This window comes from Phycicoccus jejuensis, from assembly GCF_000720925.1.
Taxonomy (GTDB): Bacteria; Actinomycetota; Actinomycetes; order Actinomycetales; family Dermatophilaceae; genus Phycicoccus; species Phycicoccus jejuensis.
This window is the reverse complement of the sequence record NZ_JOEE01000002.1, coordinates 453,609-473,576: the sequence shown is the minus strand read 5'-3', so window position 1 is coordinate 473,576 and position 19,968 is coordinate 453,609. Positions and strand designations below refer to the sequence as shown.

Annotated in this window: 18 protein-coding genes; 10 read left to right on the top strand and 8 right to left on the bottom strand. The window is 73.2% G+C overall.

Annotated features, from left to right (window positions below; all coding sequences use genetic code 11):
- Positions 1-1,025: 1,025 nt before the first annotated feature.
- From rsmG to rpmH, 6 genes are all read right to left on the bottom strand, one after another.
- Positions 1,026-1,742 carry a 16S rRNA (guanine(527)-N(7))-methyltransferase RsmG gene (rsmG, locus tag IG69_RS0106185; RefSeq protein ID WP_084696609.1) on the bottom strand — a complete coding sequence of 239 codons (717 nt, stop codon included), beginning with the start codon at positions 1,740-1,742 and terminating at the stop codon, positions 1,026-1,028.
- 17 nt (positions 1,743-1,759) lie between these two features.
- The gene (locus IG69_RS0106180) at positions 1,760-2,479 is read right to left on the bottom strand and encodes a Jag family protein (protein ID WP_030527295.1); all 720 of its coding nucleotides are present in this window, start codon (positions 2,477-2,479) and stop codon (positions 1,760-1,762) included.
- A 74-nt stretch (positions 2,480-2,553) separates the two neighbouring features.
- The gene (gene yidC / locus IG69_RS0106175) at positions 2,554-3,516 is read right to left on the bottom strand and encodes a membrane protein insertase YidC (protein WP_030527294.1); all 963 of its coding nucleotides are present in this window, start codon (positions 3,514-3,516) and stop codon (positions 2,554-2,556) included.
- Between the two features lie 57 nt (positions 3,517-3,573).
- Positions 3,574-3,894, bottom strand: coding sequence for a membrane protein insertion efficiency factor YidD (gene yidD / locus IG69_RS22685; protein ID WP_051750269.1), 321 nt, complete (start codon positions 3,892-3,894; stop codon positions 3,574-3,576).
- Positions 3,891-4,256 carry a ribonuclease P protein component gene (gene rnpA, locus IG69_RS22680; protein ID WP_030527292.1) on the bottom strand — a complete coding sequence of 122 codons (366 nt, stop codon included), beginning with the start codon at positions 4,254-4,256 and terminating at the stop codon, positions 3,891-3,893. The genes yidD and rnpA overlap by 4 nt, the downstream gene beginning before the upstream one ends.
- 9 nt (positions 4,257-4,265) lie before the next feature.
- Positions 4,266-4,403: a 50S ribosomal protein L34 gene (gene rpmH / locus IG69_RS0106160; protein WP_013885212.1), complete on the bottom strand. Its 138-nt coding sequence runs from the start codon at positions 4,401-4,403 to the stop codon at positions 4,266-4,268.
- Positions 4,404-4,802: 399 nt separating this feature from the next.
- Between rpmH and dnaA the strand changes: the two genes are divergently transcribed.
- From dnaA to gnd, 3 genes are all read left to right on the top strand, one after another.
- Positions 4,803-6,314 (top strand): chromosomal replication initiator protein DnaA, encoded by a 1,512-nt coding sequence (gene dnaA, locus IG69_RS0106155; RefSeq protein WP_030527291.1) that lies wholly within the window; start codon positions 4,803-4,805, stop codon positions 6,312-6,314.
- Positions 6,315-7,304: 990 nt separating this feature from the next.
- Entirely contained in the window at positions 7,305-8,438 is a 1,134-nt protein-coding gene (gene dnaN, locus IG69_RS0106150; RefSeq protein ID WP_030527290.1) for a DNA polymerase III subunit beta, read from the top strand.
- Between the two features lie 85 nt (positions 8,439-8,523).
- Complete coding sequence (gene gnd / locus IG69_RS0106145; protein WP_030527289.1) at positions 8,524-9,546, top strand: phosphogluconate dehydrogenase (NAD(+)-dependent, decarboxylating); 1,023 nt, start codon at positions 8,524-8,526, stop codon at positions 9,544-9,546.
- A gap of 24 nt (positions 9,547-9,570) precedes the next feature.
- On the opposite strand, the gene IG69_RS0106140 is transcribed toward gnd, so the two are convergent.
- On the bottom strand, positions 9,571-10,194 hold the full coding sequence (locus tag IG69_RS0106140; protein ID WP_030527288.1) for an Hcp family type VI secretion system effector: 624 nt from the start codon (positions 10,192-10,194) through the stop codon (positions 9,571-9,573).
- A 105-nt stretch (positions 10,195-10,299) separates the two neighbouring features.
- Here IG69_RS0106140 and recF point away from each other — a divergent pair, with 105 nt between their 5' ends.
- Together recF and IG69_RS0106130 are read left to right on the top strand one after the other, a co-directional pair.
- Positions 10,300-11,655 carry a DNA replication/repair protein RecF gene (gene recF / locus IG69_RS0106135; protein ID WP_084696608.1) on the top strand — a complete coding sequence of 452 codons (1,356 nt, stop codon included), beginning with the start codon at positions 10,300-10,302 and terminating at the stop codon, positions 11,653-11,655.
- Positions 11,656-11,914: 259 nt separating this feature from the next.
- Positions 11,915-12,337 carry a DciA family protein gene (locus tag IG69_RS0106130; protein ID WP_342666152.1) on the top strand — a complete coding sequence of 141 codons (423 nt, stop codon included), beginning with the start codon at positions 11,915-11,917 and terminating at the stop codon, positions 12,335-12,337.
- Between the two features lie 130 nt (positions 12,338-12,467).
- Here IG69_RS0106130 and IG69_RS0106125 read toward each other — a convergent pair whose 3' ends face one another.
- Positions 12,468-13,214, bottom strand: a complete 747-nt coding sequence (locus tag IG69_RS0106125; RefSeq protein WP_030527285.1) for a TetR/AcrR family transcriptional regulator — start codon at positions 13,212-13,214, stop codon at positions 12,468-12,470.
- A 107-nt stretch (positions 13,215-13,321) separates the two neighbouring features.
- On the opposite strand from IG69_RS0106125, the gene IG69_RS0106120 reads away from it, so the two are divergent.
- The 5 genes from IG69_RS0106120 (at position 13,322) to gyrB (ending at position 19,961) form a co-directional block, all read left to right on the top strand.
- A complete protein-coding gene (locus IG69_RS0106120) occupies positions 13,322-13,795 on the top strand; it encodes a nitroreductase family deazaflavin-dependent oxidoreductase (protein ID WP_030527284.1) in 474 nt (157 codons plus the stop codon).
- A 30-nt stretch (positions 13,796-13,825) separates the two neighbouring features.
- Positions 13,826-14,578, top strand: a complete 753-nt coding sequence (locus IG69_RS0106115; protein ID WP_036829137.1) for an enoyl-CoA hydratase-related protein — start codon at positions 13,826-13,828, stop codon at positions 14,576-14,578.
- A 61-nt stretch (positions 14,579-14,639) separates the two neighbouring features.
- Positions 14,640-16,091: a protealysin inhibitor emfourin gene (locus IG69_RS0106110; RefSeq protein WP_030527282.1), complete on the top strand. Its 1,452-nt coding sequence runs from the start codon at positions 14,640-14,642 to the stop codon at positions 16,089-16,091.
- A 179-nt stretch (positions 16,092-16,270) separates the two neighbouring features.
- Positions 16,271-17,593, top strand: coding sequence for an HSP90 family protein (locus tag IG69_RS0106105; protein ID WP_157577377.1), 1,323 nt, complete (start codon positions 16,271-16,273; stop codon positions 17,591-17,593).
- Between the two features lie 196 nt (positions 17,594-17,789).
- Positions 17,790-19,961: a DNA topoisomerase (ATP-hydrolyzing) subunit B gene (gyrB, locus tag IG69_RS0106100; protein ID WP_084696627.1), complete on the top strand. Its 2,172-nt coding sequence runs from the start codon at positions 17,790-17,792 to the stop codon at positions 19,959-19,961.
- Positions 19,962-19,968 lie beyond the last annotated feature (7 nt).

Genomic DNA, 19,968 nt, shown 5'->3' with positions numbered 1-19,968 from the left:
CCTGCCGATCTGGTGGCCATCGTCGTCGACGACGATCAGCCGCGGCACGGTGTTGTGCCAGCACCGCCAAGCACGGCGTGTTGCTGAGGGCATCCTTGTTTCACGTGAAACGGCGTCAATGGTGATGGTGCAGTACTGATCTCCCTCTCGGAAAGGTGCTGCCACTGGGCCCCGTGATCGCGCCGCCGCCCGATCGCCTCGGCGGCCGGGTGGCGCGCGACCAGTCACTGCGGACCGCCCGATGGTCCGTCCACATCCGCTCTAGATACCTGATTCGGGCACGGTTGCCCGTGGGCGCGGTGCCTTCACGGACGGCCAGTCGACAGGCAGGCGCGTTTCACGTGAAACGCGTTCCGCAGGATCGTGCGACCTGGTGTGCGCCGAACCGGGCTGCCGCCTCCACTCGACAGCTCACCCAGGTCACCGTGGCCGCTCACGTGGGCTGACCACCGGCGGTGGACGTCGCCCGGTCGTCGACCGCGGGGAGATTGTCGTCGACGAGGACGCCGGGTGCCCGCTCGCAGTCATGACGGTGGCTCCCCGCGTCCACCCCCGTGCTGCACGAACCTCGAGGCAGAACAGGCCGGGCCGGGCCCACCCGTGGCTCCGGTCGAGTCATGACGCCACCGTGCTGTCGCCGGCACCTACGGGGTGGCGTCGAGTCACGGGGCCGTGCCGCTGGACCCTGGTCGCGCTGTGCGCCCGGACCCACGACAAGCGCTCGACGCTCGGTACCGTGGCACCGCCGCTCCCCTGCGGGCGGACCGAGCACCCGGTCGGTCGACCAGCCGAGGCGGGTGCGAGCACGGCACCGCTGACAGAGGCTCCGAGCGGCCGACGACACCCCGGCGTCGGTGGTGGCGGCTGTCCCATGGTCCCGGTCCCCACCGGCCATCGCCCGCGCTCCGCACGACCTGCGGTGTCGGCGCCGACGTTTCACGTGAGCCACGCCGCCCCCCGGCCGATTTCACGTGGAACAGGCCGCCCCCCGGCCGCGCCGCTCGTTCACCGCGCGGCGCGGCGGGTCAGGTGCGGGGCCGCTTGGCGCTGCGACGGCGGGCTGCCGTCGTCGCGCGCGCCGGCTTGGCCGGCTGTGACCGGAACCGCAGGTCGACGGTGAGGACCGGCTCGTCGAGCACCGCACCCCCGTGCTCGCTGACGCGCGCCGCCTCCAGGCCCAGGCGCTGCAGGGCGCGGCGGTCCTCGTCCAGCTCCTCGCTGGCGCTGCGGCCCTTCATCGCGACGAGCATCCCGCCGTCCGCGAGGAGCGGCACGCACCAGCGCGCGAGCTTGTCGAGGCGGGCCACCGCCCGCGCCGTCACCCACGGCGCGGAGACGGAGCCGGCCAGCTCCTCCGCGCGGCCCCGGTGAACGGTGACGTTCTCCAGCCCGAGGTCCTCGACGACACCGGCGAGCCACGTCGTGCGCCGCAGCATCGGCTCGACGAGGTGGACGTCGAGGTCCGGACGCGCCACCGCGAGGGCGACGCCCGGGAGGCCGGCGCCGGACCCGACGTCAACGAGGGACGCCCCGTGGGGGAACGCGTCCTCGATGACGGCGCAGTTGAGCACGTGTCGCTCCCACAGCCGCGGCACCTCACGCGGCCCGATCAGCCCGTGGGTGACCCCCGTGTCGGCGAGGATCGCGGTGAACCGCTCGGCGAGGGCGAGTCGGTCACCGAACACCGCGGCCGCACCCGTGGGTGCGGCCGGTGGCGTGAGAGGACGCTCGTCCTGCTCCACCGGGGGGTCCTCGTCGGTCAGGACGCCGTGATGACGACGTAGCGGCGGGGCTCGCTGCCCTCGGACTCGCTGTGCAGCCCGGCGCTGAGCACCTCGTCGTGGACGACCTTGCGCTCGAAGGCCGACATCGGCTCGAGCGAGGCGGACTCCCCGGAGCTCTGGACCGTCGCGATGGCCTCCTTGGCGATACGCACGAGCTCCGCGCGACGGCCGGCGCGGTGGCCGGCGACGTCGAGCATGAGGCGGCTGCGCTCACCGGTCTCGCTCTGCACGGCGAGGCGGGTCAGCTCCTGGAGGGCCTCGAGCACCTGCCCGTCCTGACCGACGAGGCGCCGCGGCACGCGACCCTCCTCGCTGTCGACGATCGCCACCGCGGCGCGGTCGCCGTCGATGTCGACGTCCAGGTCCCCGTCGAGGTCGCAGATGTCGAGGAGGGTCTCGAGGAAGTCGGCTGCGACCTCACCCTCGCGCTCGAGCTGCTGGCGTCGCGCCGGGCGGCGCTGGCCGGCCGCCGGGGCCGCCGTCTCGTCGCCCGCTGGGTCGGCGCCGCCGTCGGCGTCGTCCGAGGTGGCGTTCGCGGCGTCCGCGGACGTCTCGTGCTGGACACCCCCGGGGGTGTCCGTCGTGGCCTCGCCCGGCGTCACCGCGCCGGCGGTCTCGGCCGCGCCGAGCTCCGCCGCGAGGGGCGTGGTCTCGTCGGCGGTGGGGGCGGTGCCCTCGGTCGTGTTCTCGCTCATGTGTGTGCCCTCCGTGTGGGACGTCGTACCGGTGTCGTGGGGCGTCGACGGCACCGAGGTGCCCGACGCAGTGCTCACTTCTTGCCCTTGGACCGCTTCTTGGACTTCGGCTGGACCCGCTGACCGACGATCGTCTGGTCCTCGACCTCGGCCTCGGCGGCCACCGCCGCGGCGCCGGGGACCGGCTTGCCCTTGCGCGCGAGCCGCGCGTGGTAGGCCCGCTCGGCGGCCGAGCCGGGCGCCGGCATCCGGCGGATCACATAAAACTGCTGCGTCATCGACCAGACGTTGGTCGTGAACCAGTAGACGAGGACACCGATCGGGAAGTTGACGCCGGAGACGGCGAAGATGATCGGGAAGATGTAGAGCAGCATCTTCTGCTGCTTGGCGAACGGGCTGTCGAGCGCCGACTGCGGCATGTTCTTCGTCATCAGCTGGCGCTGGGTGAGGAACGTCGTCGCCGACATGAGGATGATGAGGACGACGGTGACGATCTGGGTCGACAGGTTGTTCGCCCCGAGGAAGGTGTCGGACAGCTGGGCGCCGAAGATGGACGCCTTCTCGGCCTGAGCGGCCACCTCCTTGGTGATCGGGCCGATGCTGGCGGCGCTGCCGGTGCCGGCCGCGAGCTCGTCGAGACCGTTGAGGACCCGGAAGAGACCGAAGAAGAACGGCGACTGGACGAGGATCGGGAGGCACGAGCTGAAGGGGTTGGTCCCCTCCTTCTTGTACAGCTCCATCGTCTCCTGGGTCATCGCCTGGCGGGACTCGGGGTCGGACTTGCCCTTGTACTTCTTCTGGATCTTCTGCAGCTCGGGCTGGATGAGCTGCATCTTGCGCGATGCCTTGATCTGCTTGACGAACAGCGGGATCATCGCGGCGCGCATGACGAGCACGAGCCCGACGATCGACAGGGCCCACGTCCAGCCGGACGCCGCGGGCAGCCCGATCGTCGTCAGGGCCTCGTGGAAGCCGTACATGATCCAGGCCACGAGCCACTCGATCGGGGCCAGGATGCTGTTGAACAGGTCGCCCATGATGTCCTTCGCTGGGCCGGCCTCAGCCGGCGTGTGGGGTCACGGTCGTGACGGGGGTCAGGGGTGCGACGGGCTCGCCGGGCCCGTGCTCGGTCGGTACGGCTTGGGCCCGGTCGTGCCGGCCACCGGAGCACCGGTCACCGGGTCGCGGTCCGGCACGTGGTCGACCCCGCCCGGGGTCCACGGGTGGCAGCGACCGATCCGACGCACGGCCATCCACGACCCGCGCAGCGGGCCGAACCGCTGGAGCGCGGTCACGGCGTACTGCGAGCACGAGGGGTAGTACCGGCAGGTCGGCGGACGCAGGGGGCTGATGAACCGCTGGTAGCCGCGGATCATCCAGACCAGGGGCGCGGCGAGGAGGCGTCCGACGCTCACGAGGCACCTCCGACCCGACCGACCACCTTGTGCACCAACGTGTCGAGCGCACCCCCCAGTTCCGCGGAGGAGGCCTCGGCGGCGGCGGGGTTGGCCCGGACGACGAGGTCGACACCGGCCGGCACACCCGCGAGGCGAGCGGCGACGAGGTGACGCAGCCGGCGCTTCGTCCGGTTGCGCACCACCGCGTTGCCGACGGCCCGTGACACGACGAAACCGACCCGCGGCGGGCATCCCGCGCGCGCGTCGGTCCGGGTGGCATGCACCACGATCAGCCTCGAGCCGGCCCGGGTCGTCCCCCGGCCGCGGACCGCCGACGCGAAGTCCGCCCGCTCACGCAGACGGTTCGGCGCCGGCAGCACCGGTCGACCTCAGGCCGAGAGCTCGGAGCGACCCTTGCGACGCCGGGCGGCGAGGATGGCGCGACCCGCACGGGTGCGCATCCGCAGACGGAAGCCGTGCGTCTTGGCGCGACGGCGGTTGTTCGGCTGGAAGGTCCGCTTGCTCACGATGTATCTCTTTCGCGGTGTCGGGCCGGACGGCCCGGGGGCTGGGAAGACGGCCTGGTCGGCCGCAGTCGGAGACCCACGACGTGCTCGGGAGCAGCGTTCGCGGGCATGCGAAAACGGCCGGAACAGGCCCCCCCAAGGTACCCGAGGCGCCGCTCACCGACCAAACCCACGGCCGGGTACCGCCGGACCCGCACCACGCTCTACCATCGCACGGAGCATCGGGCGGGCGCGGCACGACACACGCGGAGCACGACTCCGGCGGCGTCGACCGCACCATGATGTCCCCACAGGCTGTGGACAATCGTGTGGACGACCATCCCTCCCACGCAGTGCCGACCGGCGCCGCGACCACCACCAGGGCATCGGAAGGACGGGAACCACGTGCCGGACGCGACGATGACCCAGGTGTGGCAGGCCACGCTGGAGGCGCTCGACGAGGACGGGATCCCGGTCCAGCAGCGGGCCTTCCTCTCACTCGCCCGCCTCGTCGGCCTCCTCGACGACACCGCCCTCATCGCCGTGCCGAACGACTTCACGAAGGACATCGTCGAGACCCGGCTGCGCGAACGTGTCACGCAGAGCCTCGGCGAGCGCCTGGGGCGCGACGTCCGCCTCGCGGTGACCGTCGACCCGACCCTCGGCGAGGTCGGGGAGCCGACGTCCAACGGCGTCGGCGACGACGGGCACGAGGCGCGGGCCGCGGACCGCCGTCAGCAGATCGACGACCTCGAGCTCGACGACGACGGCGACGGCACCGACCACTCCGCCGGCCTGGCCACGGCCCACGCCGACCAGGACGGCGGCGGCCGCGACCTCGTCGCGGTCCCCGGGATGCGCCGGCCGCGCCCGGGTGCGCAGGTGCCGGAGCAGATCGAGCTGACGCGGCTGAACCCCAAGTACACCTTCGACACCTTCGTCATCGGCGCGAGCAACCGGTTCGCGCACGCCGCGGCGGTCGCGGTCGCCGAAGCGCCGGCCAAGGCGTACAACCCGCTCTTCGTCTACGGCGACTCGGGGCTGGGCAAGACCCACCTGCTGCACGCCATCGGGCACTACGCGCGCAACCTCTTCCCGCACGTCAAGGTGCGGTACGTGAACTCCGAGGAGTTCACCAACGACTTCATCAACAGCATCCGCGACGACAAGGCGGCCAACTTCCAGCGCCGCTATCGCGACGTCGACGTGCTGCTCATCGACGACATCCAGTTCCTCCAGGGCAAGGTGCAGACGCAGGAGGAGTTCTTCCACACGTTCAACACCCTGCACAACGCCGGCAAGCAGGTCGTCATCACCAGCGACGTGCCGCCGAAGCTGCTCACCGGCTTCGAGGCGCGGATGCGCAGCCGCTTCGAGATGGGCCTGCTCACCGACGTGCAGCCGCCCGACCTCGAGACGCGCATCGCCATCCTGCGCAAGAAGGCCATCCAGGAGCGCCTGTCGGTGCCCGAGGACGTGCACGAGTTCATCGCCTCGCGGATCTCGACGAACATCCGCGAGCTCGAGGGCGCCCTCATCCGCGTCACGGCCTTCGCGAGCCTCAACCGCCAGCCGGTCGACATGAGCCTCGCCGAGATCGTCCTGCGCGACCTCATCCCCGACGACTCGACGAGCCAGGTCACGCCGGCGACGATCATCGCCCAGACCGCGGCCTACTTCGGGCTGACGATCGAGGACCTCCAGGGCCAGTCCCGCTCGCGCGTGCTCGTGACGGCGCGGCAGATCGCGATGTACCTGTGCCGCGAGCTGACCGAGATGTCGCTGCCGAAGATCGGGCAGCAGTTCGGCGGCCGCGACCACACGACCGTCATGCACGCCGAGAAGAAGATCCGCCAGCTGATGGCCGAGCGCCGCGCCATCTACAACCAGGTCACCGAGCTGACCAACCGGATCAAGCAGCAGTCCCGCTGACGCCCGGCGTCGGCCTCCCCGACGCCGTTGGGGTCCCATCGCCCCGTCGTGCCTTGCTGACCCCGCACGTGCGGGCTTATCGCTGTCCGCGCCCGTTCCGGACCTCCCCAACCCCGCACGTGCGGGCTTATCGCTGTCCGCGCCCGTTCCGGACCTCCCCAACCCCGCACGTGCGGGGTTATCGCTGTCGGCACGCGCTCCCGACCACGGAAAGCCCGCACGTGCGGGGTTATCGCTGTCGGCACGCGCTCCCGATCACGGAAAGCCCGCACGTGCGCGGTCATCGGGAGTCGGTCGGCCGTCCCCACCCGGTCCACACCTCGTCCCCCGGTCGTCCGCAGGGTTCTCCACAGGTTGTGCACAACCGGTGTATAACCTTCGTCCAAGGCTGGGAGGACGCTGGCCCGCGTCGCGCCGCGGAACCCGTCGTTCACCCCCCGTTCGCCCGACCCGGCCCTGCGTCATCCACCGCTGGGTACAAGCCTGTGGACAACTCGCCCCCACCCCCGCCACGACGCCCCGCACGCCACGGTTTGTCCACAAGGCCTGTGGACGACTGTGGACGACGGCCCCGACGCCGTGGACGACGGATGACGCCCCCGTGGACGCCCTGTGGACGCGGTCTCGTCGTCAACACGACGGTTGATCTTCTCCACGACCGGTCCACGGTCCGTCCACACCGCGCGCCGCGCCGATGACCTGCGCCGACGCCCCGCCGTCCACAGGATCCACACCTCCGACCACGACGACGAGATCCCTCAATCACCCTGTCCGCCCCGACCAGATGCTGGGGACGGCGACCCCCGGCCCGACCTCTCGAGGATGGACTCGAGCACCCGCTCAGAGCGGATGGTGCGCTCCGAGGACGTGCACTAGTGTCAGGGACCCCGCCCGCGTGAGGGAGGCGCCGTCGCGCGTCCCGAGCCGGTGCGGTGTGGTCTCCGATGCACGACAGGGGCGGCTGGTCCGCGCCGGACAAGGGTGGTAGCCGTGAAGTTCCGCGTCGAGCGCGACGTCCTCGCCGAGGCGGTCACCTGGGTGGCCCGTGGCCTGCCCGCGCGCCCGCCGGTCCCGGTGCTCGCCGGCATCCTCCTCGAGGCCTCCGACGACGGCACCCTGACCCTCTCGGCGTTCGACTACGAGGTCTCCGCCCGGGTCACTGTCGCGGCTGAGGTCTCCGAGGCCGGCACCGTCCTCGTGCTCGGGCGCCTCCTCGCCGACATCTCGCGCAACCTGCCGGACCGCCCGATCGACGTCGTCGCCGAGGGCAGCAAGGTCCAGGTCACGTGCGGGGCCTCCCGCTTCAGCCTGCTGATGATGCCCGCCGACGACTACCCGACCCTCCCCAGCTCGCCCGAGCCCACCGGGTCGGTCGACGGTCACCTCTTCACCCAGGCGGTCGCCCAGGTGTCGGTCGCAGCCGACCGCGGCGACACCCTCCCGATCCTCACCGGCGTCCGGGTCGAGGTCGAGGGCGACAAGATGACGCTGCTCGCCACCGACCGCTACCGCCTCGCGATGCGCGAGCTGACCTGGAACCCGACGGCGACCGACGCGAGCCACGTCGTCCTCGTCCCGGCCCGCACCCTCAGCGAGACCGCCCGCAGCCTCGGCGCCGCCGGCTCCATCGACGTCGCCCTCGGCGCCACCGCGGGCGGCGACGGCCTCGCCGGCTTCGAGGCCGGCCGGCGCCGCACGACCACCCGCCTCCTCGACGGCGAGTACCCCAAGGTGTCCTCGATCTTCCCGACGAGCTCCGAGACCGACGCGGTCGTCCGCACCGCCGAGCTCGTCGAGGCCGTCAAGCGCGTCGCGCTCGTCGCCGAGCGCAACACCCCTGTGCGCCTGCGCTTCTCGGGCGACCAGGTGGCCATCGAGGCCGGCACCGGTGACGACGCCCAGGCGTCCGAGGCGGTCGAGTGCGCCCTGACCGGCCCCGATATCGAGATCGCCTTCAACCCCCAGTACCTCCTCGACGGCCTCGGCGTCGTCGGCACCGACTGGTCGCGCATCTCGTTCACGCAGGCCTCGCGCCCGGCCGTACTCAGCGGCCAGGAGAGCGCCGACGGCGAGGCCGACACCTCGTACCGGTACGTCCTCATGCCGGTCCGCTTCGCGTCCTGACCCGCAGCCGCCCCCACCGGGCCGGTGGCGGGCGGCGTAGCCTTCGGGACGGACACCTGCGACACCTCGACGAAGGAGCCTTCGGATGCAGCTCGGACTGGTCGGCCTCGGCAAGATGGGCGGCAACATGCGCGAGCGTCTGCGCCGCGCGGGCCACGAGGTCGTCGGGTACGACCGCAACCGCCAGGTGTCGGACGCCCGCTCGCTCGCCGACATGGTCAAGCAGCTCGAGGGCCCGCGCGTGGTCTGGGTGATGGTCCCCCACGGCGCCCCGACGACCGAGACGATCGAGAAGCTCGCCGACCTCCTCGACAAGGGCGACCTCGTCATCGACGGCGGCAACAGCAAGTTCACCGACGACGCCGTCCACGAGAAGCTGCTCAAGGCCAAGGGCATCGGCTACCTCGACTGCGGCGTCTCCGGCGGCATCTGGGGCCTCGAGAACGGCTACGGCCTCATGGTCGGCGGTACGGCGGCCAACGTGAAGAAGGCGATGCCGATCTTCGACGCGCTGCGCCCCGAGGGTCCGCGCGACGAGGGCTTCGTCCACGCCGGCAAGGTCGGCGCCGGGCACTACACGAAGATGGTCCACAACGGCATCGAGTACGGCCTCATGCAGGCCTACGCCGAGGGCTACGAGCTGCTCGAGAAGAAGGACATCGTCGAGAACGTCCCCGGGGCCTTCAAGGCCTGGAGCCGCGGCACGGTCGTGCGCTCCTGGCTGCTCGACCTCATGGTCGCCGCGCTCGAGGACAACCCGAGCCTCGAGGACGTCTCGGACTACACGGTCGACTCCGGCGAGGGTCGCTGGACGGTCGAGGAGGCCATCGAGCTCGGCGTGCCGATGCCCGTCATCTCGGCCTCGCTCTTCGCCCGGTTCGCCTCGCGCCAGCACACCTCCCCCTCGATGCAGGCCGTCGCCGCGCTGCGCGGCCAGTTCGGCGGCCACCAGGTGATGACCGTCGCCGAGGGCGAGGCCCTGCGCGGCGGCGAGGACGCCACGAGCACGCCGGCCAAGCGTGCCGCGGACGTCAAGAAGGCCGCGACGAAGGGCACCGCCCGCAAGGCCGCCGCGAAGAAGTCGGCCGCCAAGCGCACCGACCTCTGACACCTGCCGCCGCGGGGCGGGGGCTCAGGCCACTCGGCCGGAGCGCAGGTCCCAGGTCACGGACACCGGCGTACCGGTCGAGCCGTCGGGGTTCCGGGGCGTCCAGGTCTCGGTGACCCCGCCCATCGCGAACGACACGACGTCGACCGGCAGGCCGGCGCTCGACATCACCTCGTAGCCGGTGAGCACGACGTCGGTGAAGGCCAGTGTCATGGTCTCGACGGGGTTCTCGCCGGTCCGCACGACGTGGACGACGGCGCTGCGCATCGTCCGACCGGTCACGAGCCGCCGGAGCAGCTGGGGCGAGGCCGACGACGAGAACGCGGCGAGCCGAACATCGCCGGCGACCGGCCGGCCGGCGGAGGAGCCGGCGCCGGTGGTGGTGCGCGTGGCCTTGACACCCCAGTCGAGCGCGAGCAGCTCGACGGCTCCGGGGAAGCGCTCGGCCTGCGAGTCGCCCGTGATGCCGTCCGCGACGAGGTACAGGTCGCAGCCGCCGGAGGCCAGCGCGTCCGGCGGGACGACGAGCCCGGCCGGGGTGGCGGCCTGCGCCGTGGCCGGGGTCGCGAGGCCGAGCGTGCCGAGGGTTCCGAGCCCGAGGGCCCCGACGAGGGTGCGGCGGCTGGTGCCGAGCGAGGGATGGGTCATCCGTGCCTCCTGGGTGCGGGCACCGGGGCGTCCGGTGCGCTCGGCGGGAGGAGGCACGGCACCGGCCCGGTGATACCGCGGCGGGCCGCGCACTAGTCTCGGGGAGTGTTCGTCCGGCACCTCTCCCTCGGGGACTTCCGCAGCTACGAGCGGGCCGAGCTCCCGCTCGGGCCGGGCGTGACGACCCTCGTCGGGCTGAACGGGCAGGGCAAGACCAACCTCGTCGAGGCCGTCGGGTACCTCGCCTCGCTCTCCAGCCACCGGGTGGCGACGGATGCCCCGCTCGTCCGGTTCGGCGCCGAGCGGGCGGTCGTGCGCGGCGCGGTGGTCCGTGACGGACGCGAGACGATGGTCGAGCTCGAGATCACGCCCGGCCGCGCCAACCGGGCACGGCTGAACCGCTCGCCGGTCCGTCCGCGCGAGGTCCTCGGCACGCTGCGCACGGTGCTCTTCGCGCCGGAGGACCTCGCCCTGGTCAAGGGCGACCCAGGCGAGCGCCGGCGCTTCCTCGACGACCTCCTCGTCGCGCGCCAGCCGCGGTGGGCCGGGGTGCGCCAGGAGTACGACCGCATCGTCAAGCAGCGCTCGGCCCTCCTCAAGTCCGCGCAGCCCTACCTCTCGCGCCGGGCGCGCGGGCGGCGGCCGCGCCCGGGCGCCGAGGCGCTCGACCCGGCGTCGGAGGCGGCGAGCGCGCTGCACACCCTGTCGGTGTGGGACCAGCAGCTCGCCGGGGTCGGCTCGCAGCTGCTCTACGCACGGCTTCGCCTCCTGCGCGACCTCGGGCCGTACCTGACCAAGGCCTACGACGAGGTGAGCAACGGGCAGTCGGACGCCCGGGTCGCCTACCGCTCCTCCCTGCGCGAGGCGACGGCGGGGCGCATCGCGGCCGGTGAGGTGCCCGAGGTCGCCGAGCTGCACGAGGAGGTGGTCGCGAGCCTCGCCGAGGTGCGGGACCAGGAGGTCGAGCGGGGCGTCTGCCTCGTCGGGCCCCACCGCGACGACGTGCTCCTCACCCTCGGGGAGCTGCCGGCCAAGGGGTACGCCAGCCACGGGGAGTCCTGGTCGTTCGCGCTCGGGCTGCGGCTCGCGGCCTTCCAGCTGCTGCGCACCGACCTCGGCGACGACCCGGTGCTCGTCCTCGACGACGTCTTCGCCGAGCTCGACGCAGGCCGCCGCGAGCGGCTGGCCGCGATGGTCGCCGACGCCGAGCAGGTGCTCGTGACGGCCGCGGTCCCCGCCGACGTCCCGGCCTCGCTCGCCGGTGCGACGCGCAGGGTCACGCTCGGCACCGTCGAGACCGACGAGGAGCCCGCGGCAGGCGTGCCCGCCGGCGCTGCCGAGGACGACGGCGCGAGCGAGGACGACACTGCGAGCGAGGTCGACACCGTGAGCGAGGACGACGGCGACGGCGTGGACGAAGGCGAGCAGGTCGCGGAGGCCGACGGTGCCGACCCCTCCTGACCCACGCGTATCGGGTGACCCGATACGGCCGCGCTCTCCCCGGGAACCGTTCCCCGGGGAAGCGACAGGTTCTCGGGGGAAGCAGCCCGACCAGGGCCCGGATGCCCCACCGTCCGGAGCGCCGACGCCGCAGCTCCCGGTCGAGGACGGCGACGACACCACCTCCGGGTTCGCCGCCGACGGGGCGCCCGAGGTCGAGGAGGGGCTCGCGGCGGCCGAGGCGCTGGCCCGCGCCCGCGCCGCGGCCCGGGCGAAGGGTTTGCGACCGGGCCTCAAGCCGCGCCGCCGCGCGAAGGACATCCCCGGCGGCGGCAAGCGCTCGGGCCGAGACCCGCAGCTGCTGTCGGACCAGATCGACCGGTTCGTCAACGACCGGGGCTGGGGCGCCGACGTCGCCGTCGGCTCGGTCATCGGCCGGTGGCCCGGCATCGTCGGGCCCGACATCTCGGCGCACTGCCAGCCGACGGACTTCGTCGACGGCGTCCTCACCATCCGGGCCGACTCGACCGCCTGGGCGACGCAGCTGCGGCTGCTCGAGAACACGCTGATGACCCGGCTCACCGACGAGGTCGGCGAGGGCACGGTCACCGAGCTGCGCGTCGTCGGCCCGAGCGCGCCGACCTGGTCGCGCGGTCGGCACCGGGTGCAGGACGGCCGCGGCCCCCGCGACACCTACGGCTGACCGGACCCCTTCGTCCCCCAACCCTCACCCATCGACTTCTTGCGAGTTCCGCCGCTCGACACGCCGTCCGGCGGCGTGTCGAGCGGCTCAACTCGCAATCAGTGGGGAAGAGCCGGGGGTGGGAGGGGCGTCAGGCGGGGGTGCGCAGGAGAGCGAGGGTGAGGCGCAGCTGGTGCTCGAAGAGGGCGCCGGGGTCGGTCAGGGTGTCGCGCCCGTACTGGCCGAAGACCTCGAGGCTCGTGCCGCCGACGAGCACCGCCCAGAGCAGCAGCGCGCGCCCCATGACGTCCGGGCCACCCGGCAGCCCGGTCTCGTCGCAGAGCCGGTGCAGGTCCGCAACCAGCCCACTCGCTCGATCCGGCCCGGCCGTTCCGACGGATGCCTCCAGCAGCGGCGCGTCGACCGGCACCGCGCCGACGGGCGACACATCACCCGCCTCGACGCCCTCCGCGAGCAGTTTGAGCAGGGCGAACGTCACGCGCGTGCCGGGCTCGACGGTCCGCTCGGCCGGCGCCTCGTACCCGGACACCGGGCTGCCGTAGAGCAGCGCGTACCGCGAGGGGTCGCCGACCGCCCACGCGCGGAACGCCGCGCCGGCGACGACGACCCGCTCGTCCCACGGCCGGTCGTCGGCTGCAGCGACTGCCGCATCGACGGCGTCGGCCAGCTCGGTGTACGCGTCGACGACGAGGAGCGTCAGCAGCTCGTCCCGGTTGGCGACGTGCCGGTACACGGCCGACGAGACCATCCCGAGCTCGCGCGTCACCGCCCGCAGCGACAGCCCTGCGGCCCCCTCCATCGCCAGGTGCCGCCGGCCGACCTCGACGATGCGCGTCTCGACGTCGCGGCGCCGCTCGGCGCGGGAGGTGGGGGACACAGGACCATCCAACCACAGGAACGAGAGCAGTGCTCTTGACAGCGCACAGGACCCGGGCGCACACTCCACACATAAAGAGAGCACCGCTCTCACTTCCCGAGGAGCCGATGACCGTGCCCGCCCAGCACCCCTCCGCCGACCGCTACGTCCGCCCCGACACCCGGATGGACGCGGCCTTCAACGCGCTCGTCCGCTGGCTCACCGCCCGCGGCATCAGCCTGCTCGGCTCCCGCGTCCTCACGGTCACCGGCCGGCGCTCCGGCCTGCCGCGCAGCACGCCGGTCAACCTCATGCCGCTCGACGACGAGCGCTACCTCGTCGCCCCGCGCGGCGTCACCGAATGGGTGCGCAACGTGCGCGCGAACCCCGAGGCCGAGCTGCGGCTCGGGCGTCGGACCGAGCGGGTGCGCCTCGTCGAGGTCCCGGTCGAGGAGCGCCCCGCGGTCCTGCGCGTCTACCTGCGGCGCTGGGGCTGGGAGGTCGGCCGGTTCGTCGAGGGCCTCTCGAAGGACTCGACCGACGCCGAGCTCGCCGCGGCCGCCCCCGGCTTCCCGGTCTTCCGGGTGACGACCGCCCCCTGAGCCACGGCGTCCGGCGGCTAGGGTCGGCCCGTGGATGCCGACGTCGCCCCCCTGGTCCGCCGTGACGACGAGGACCGGGTCGCGGTCCTCACCCTCGACTCGCCGGCCAACCGCAACGCGCTCTCGCGCCGCCTGCTCGCCGACCTGCGCGACCGGCTGGCCGAGGTCGCGCAGGACGAGTCGGTCCACGCCGTCCTCCTGCGCTCGAGCCATCGCGTCTTCTGCGCCGGCGCCGACCTCAAGGAGGCGGCGACCGTCGACATGACCGAGCAGGCCCGCGCCATCGTCGACGTCCAGCGCCGCATCGCCGCGCTGCCGGTGCCGGTCGTCGCCCGGCTCGACGGCCCGGTGCGCGCCGGCGGCATCGGGCTCGTCGCCTCCGCCGACGTCGTCGTCTGTCGCGACGACGTGGGCTTCGCCCTCACCGAGGTCCGCCTCGGGCTCGCGGCCGCGACCATCTCCATCCCGCTGCGGCACCGCCTCACCCCGCGCTCGGCCGCCGACTGGTTCCTCACCGGCCGCGTCTTCACCGCCGCCGAGGCCCGCGCCCAGGGGCTCGTCACCCACGTCGCCGACGAGGCCGGGATGGACGCCACGGTCGGCGCCGTCCTCGACGACCTGCGGGCCGGCGCCCGGCAGGGGCTGACCGCCGCCAAGCAGATCCTCAACGCCGACCTCCTCGCCTCCTTCGAGCGCGACGGGGAGGCGATGGCGCGGACGTCGGGCGACCTGTTTAACTCCGACCTCGCGCAGGAGCGGATGGCCGCGGCGCTGCGCCGCTGACCACCCGCCGCGGCCAACCCGTCGGGTCGCGGCTGTCGGTGGGCGGGTCCATCGTGGAGGGATGACGCACTCGCCCGCCCGCTGCTCGATCGTCCCGCCGTACCTGCTCGCCGCGCTCGCGGCCTCCGGCGACGACCACGTCGCGCAGCGCGCCGACGCCACGCTGCGCAGCGACGCCGAGCTCCGGCGCGGGCGGGTCACGGCCGAGGCGCGTCCCGGCGGGACGACGCTGCCCGGCGGGGCGGCCGGGAGCGCCGACGGGCCGCAGCGCACCGTCCACGACGCCCAGCAGGGCACGACCCTGCCGGGGGTGAAGGTGCGCGGCGAGGGTGACCCGGCCACCGCCGACACCGCCGTCACCGAGGCCTACGACGGCCTCGGCGCCACGTGGCAGCTGTGGCAGGAGGCGTACGGGCGCAACTCCCTCGACGGCAAGGGCCTGCCTCTCGTCGCCACCGTCCACTACGGGCGCGACTACGACAACGCGTTCTGGGACGGCGCCCAGATGGTCTTCGGCGACGGTGACGGCGAGGTGTTCCTCGGGTTCACCCGCAGCCTCGACGTCATCGGCCACGAGCTCGCGCACGGCGTCACCCAGTACACGGCGGGCCTCAACTACCAGGGCCAGTCGGGCGCGCTCAACGAGTCGGTGTCCGACGTCTTCGGCGTCCTCGTCAAGCAGCACTCGCTCGGCCAGGACGCCGCCGCGGCCGACTGGCTCATCGGGGCCGACCTGCTCGCGCCGGGAGTCAAGGGTGTGGCGCTGCGCTCGATGGCGGCGCCCGGCACCGCCTACGACGACCCGCGCCTGGGCAAGGACCCCCAGCCCGCGCACCTGCGCGACTACGTCGAGACCTCCGAGGACAACGGCGGCGTCCACATCAACTCCGGCATCCCCAACAAGGCCTTCCACGACCTCGCCGTCGCGCTCGGCGGCAACGCCTGGGAGGTTGCGGGCCAGGTCTGGTTTGACACGATCGTCGGCGAGATCCACGCCGACTGCGACTTCGCGACGTTCGCCGGGCTGACGCTCGCGGCCGCCACCGCAAGGTACGGCGAGGGCTCGCGCGAGGCCCAGGCCGTCCGCGCCGCGTGGAGCGGTGTCGGGGTCGAGGTCGGTGCGGATGCCCCCGCGCCCGGCTCCCCGACCCCGCAGGCACCAGGCACGCCGGCCCCGGATGCCCCCGCCCCCACCCCGGACGCGCCGGAGGCGCCGGCGCCCGGCACCGAGCTCGAGGTCCGGCGCACCGGCGGGTTCGCCGGTCGCACCCGCACCCGCACGGTCATCCTCGGCGAGCTGCCCGAGCCCGACGGCCGCGCCTGGCACGACCTCATCGCCACCGACCGCCTGCGGATGCTCGCCGCCGGCGTCGAGCGCGACTACCCGGACGCGTACTGCTACGGCGTGCGCTGCGCGGTGCCGGAGGTCGACGTCGTCGTGCCCGAGCCGGCCCTGACCGACGACGTCCGCGACCTGTTCGAGCGCACCCTGCGCCCCCACACGGACGGCTGACCTGCGGGGGGACCGCCGCAGGAGCGGCGGGTCGTTCGTTCGGCCGGACTCCCGGGACGTCGGGGGGAGCCGGGCCGCGAGCGGCAGCGGTTGGCGGCGGCGCGCGGGCACCGTGGGAGAAACCTTCGCCCACGGTGACCACCATCCGCCGGTCGCCGCCCATCGGAACGGACTCCGACGTGAACGACCACGCCTCCGGCCGCGACCCCGGCCACCCCGCGCGCGACCCCCGAGACCCCGGGGGCGCGCGCTCCGGTGACGGTGGACCCGGCGGCCGCGGCCCGATGCGCGACCTGCTCGCCAGCGCGCTCGTCGGCATCGAGGCGCGGCGCCGGGTCGACCCCTCGCACGTGGGCCGGGTGCGCGTCACCTCGGCCACCGGCGGCGGCCCGCTCGTCGTCCACGACGACGGGGTGGGCTTCACGCCCCAGGAGGTGCGCTGGCTGAGCGCCGCGCCCGCCACGGCCGAGCACGGCCAGGTCCGCGAGGGCCTGCGCCGGTACGAGACCTCGCTCCTCACGGCCTTCGGCGTCGCCGACGTCGTCGAGCTCGTGACCCGCTCGGCGCTGGTCCCGATGGCCCCGACGATGCGCTGGGTCGGCCTGCCCGACGGCACCGTCCTCGTCACCCTCGCCGACGAGCCGCTCGAGCGGCCCGGCACCCAGATCCGCCTGCACCCGCGTCGCGCCACCCGCACCTGGTGCACCCCCGAGACCGTCCTCGAGCAGGTGCTCGACATCATCGACCAGCTGCCGGTCGCGGTCGAGGTCGACGGCGTCCTCGTCTCCGGTGGCACGACCCTCTGGGAGCGCCCCGCCGCTCAGCAGGCCGAGTGGTGCCGCCAGCGCCTGGGTGTCGACCCGCTCGCGGTGCTGCCGCTGCGCACGACGGTCTCGGGCGTGCGCGCCGTCGCCGCCGTCCTGCCGGTCGAGACCGGGCCCGACCACCACGAGGGCCACCGCCGCTACGTCGGCGGGATGCTCGCCGAGGAGGGCCCGTCCGCCCTCGTCCCGGACTGGCTGACCTTCTGCACGGTGCTCGTCGACGACCGGCGCGACGCCCTGACCGACCCCGCGCACGACGACGCCGCCGTCGCAGAGCGCGTCGGGCGCGCGGTCCTCGCGCAGCTCATCCTCCTGGGAGCGGCCGACTCCGCGCTGTACCGGCAGGTCATCGACCTCCACGGCAGCGCCCTGGCCCGGCACGCCCTCGAGCACCGCGACCTGCTCGACCTCGTCCGTTCGACGGTGCCGCTGCCGACGACGCTCGGCCCCCGCACCCTCGACGAGCTCGCCGGCCTCGGCGAGGTGCTCTACACCGACGACCCCGCCGTGCTCACCGCCGTCACCGCCGCGGCGACCCGGGACGGCCTCGCCGTCGTCGACGCGACCCGGCCCCACCTGGCCACGCTCCTCGACGGGCTGGCCGCGGCGCGGGTCACCGGACCGGCCGTCGTGCGGGTCCGGCCGACCGTCGCGGACGTGCACGGCGCCGCGTCCTGACTCCCGGCGCGGGCGAGCCCGAGGAAGGCCGCTCAGCGCCGCTGGGAGCCCCGGTTGCGTGTGGGGAGTCGTGGACACCCTCGAAAATCGGTGAGAACCGGCGCCACGGGCCTCCCAGCGGGTCATCTGTCGGCCCCGAGCGGTAGGATGGGCGGCAACAGCGCGCCCGTGGGTGACCAGCCCGTGGGCGCGCGCCATGAGCACCGGTCGGGCGTGCACGCCCCCCGGAGCCAGCCGACGAAGGAGCCCCGTGGCCGACCAGCCCGACACCCCCGACGTGCCCGCCGAGGACCCCGTGGTCCCGCCGCAGGAGGACCAGGCCACCCCGGTCGCCGGCCCCGCCTACGACGCCTCCGCGATCACCGTGCTCGAGGGGCTCGAGGCCGTCCGCAAGCGCCCGGGCATGTACATCGGCTCCACCGGCGAGCGCGGCCTGCACCACCTCGTCTGGGAGATCGTCGACAACGCGGTCGACGAGGCCCTCGCCGGCTACGCCGACACCATCGACGTCATCCTCATGGAGGACGGCGCGGTCCGGGTCAAGGACAACGGCCGCGGCATCCCCACCGACATGCACCCGACCGAGGGTGTGAGCGCGGTCGAGCTCGTCCTCACCCAGCTGCACGCCGGCGGCAAGTTCGGCGGCGGCGGGTACAAGGTCTCCGGCGGCCTGCACGGCGTCGGCTCCTCAGTCGTCAACGCGCTCTCCACGCGCCTCGACGTCTGCGTGCGCCAGAAGGGCCACGCGCACCGGATGTCCTTCGACCACGGCGTGCCCACCGGCCCCCTCACGCAGATGGAGGAGACCGACCGCACCGGCACGACCATCACGTTCTGGGCGAGCCCCGAGATCTTCGAGACGACCGAGTACGACTGGGAGACGATCCGCTCGCGCTTCCAGCAGTACGCGTTCCTCAACAAGGGCCTGACGATCAACCTCGTCGACGAGCGCGTCACCGAGGCCGCGGGCGAGGGCGAGCCCGACCTCGACGGCGTCGACTCCGACATCACGGTCGTCGAGGACAGCGAGGACGCCGGCGCCGACGGCACCGCCCGCACGACGACCGCCCGCTCGGTCTCCTACCGCTACGACAACGGCCTCGTCGACTACGTCGACCACCTCGTCGCCTCCAAGCGCAGCGAGCCGGTGCACCCCGACGTCATCGCGATCGAGGTCGAGGACGAGGCGCGCAGCCTCTCCCTCGAGCTCGCGATGCAGTGGACGACCGCGTACTCCGAGTCGGTCCACACCTACGCGAACACCATCAACACCCACGAGGGCGGCACCCACGAGGAGGGCTTCCGTGCGGCGCTGACCAAGCTCGTCAACGACTTCGCGCGCAAGCAGAACCAGCTCAAGGAGAAGGACGACAACCTCACCGGTGACGACGTCCGCGAGGGCCTGACCGCCGTCATCAGCGTCAAGCTCGGCGAGCCGCAGTTCGAGGGCCAGACCAAGACCAAGCTCGGCAACTCCGAGGTCAAGGGCTTCGTCCAGCGCGCGATGACCGAGGAGTTCGGCGACTGGCTCGAGCGCCACCCGAACGAGGGCAAGGAGATCGTCCGCAAGGCGATCCAGGCGGCGACGGCCCGGATGGCCGCGCGCAAGGCCCGCGAGGCCACCCGCAAGCGGGTGCTGGAGTCCGGCGGCCTGCCCGGCAAGCTGCGCGACTGCCAGGCCAAGGACCCGGCCGTCTCCGAGGTCTTCATCGTCGAGGGCGACTCCGCCGGCGGTTCGGCGGTGCGCGGGCGCAACCCGCACACCCAGGCGATCCTCCCGATCCGCGGCAAGATCCTCAACGTCGAGCGCGCGCGCCTCGACAAGGCCCTCGCCAACCAGGAGGTGCAGGCGCTCATCTCGGCGTTCGGCACCGGCATCGGCGAGGACTTCGACATCGAGAAGGCGCGGTACCACAAGATCGTCCTGATGGCCGACGCCGACGTCGACGGCATGCACATCCGGACCCTGCTGCTCACGCTGCTCTTCCGGTTCATGAAGCCGCTCATCGAGGCCGGGTACGTCTACCTCGCGCAGCCCCCGCTGTACCGCCTCAAGTGGAGCAACGCGGCGCACGAGTTCGCCTTCACCGACCGCGAGCGCGACGCGCTCATCGCCGAGGGCCAGTCGAAGGGCCGGCGCCTGCCGAAGGACAACCCGGTGCAGCGTTACAAGGGTCTCGGCGAGATGGACTACCAGGAGCTGTGGGAGACCACGATGGACCCCGACCAGCGGGTGCTCCTCCAGGTGACGCTCGACGACGCCGCCGCGGCCGACGAGATCTTCTCGATCCTCATGGGCGAGGACGTCGAGAGCCGGCGCTCGTTCATCCAGCGCAACGCGCGCGACGTGCGTTTCCTCGACATCTGACGCCGCG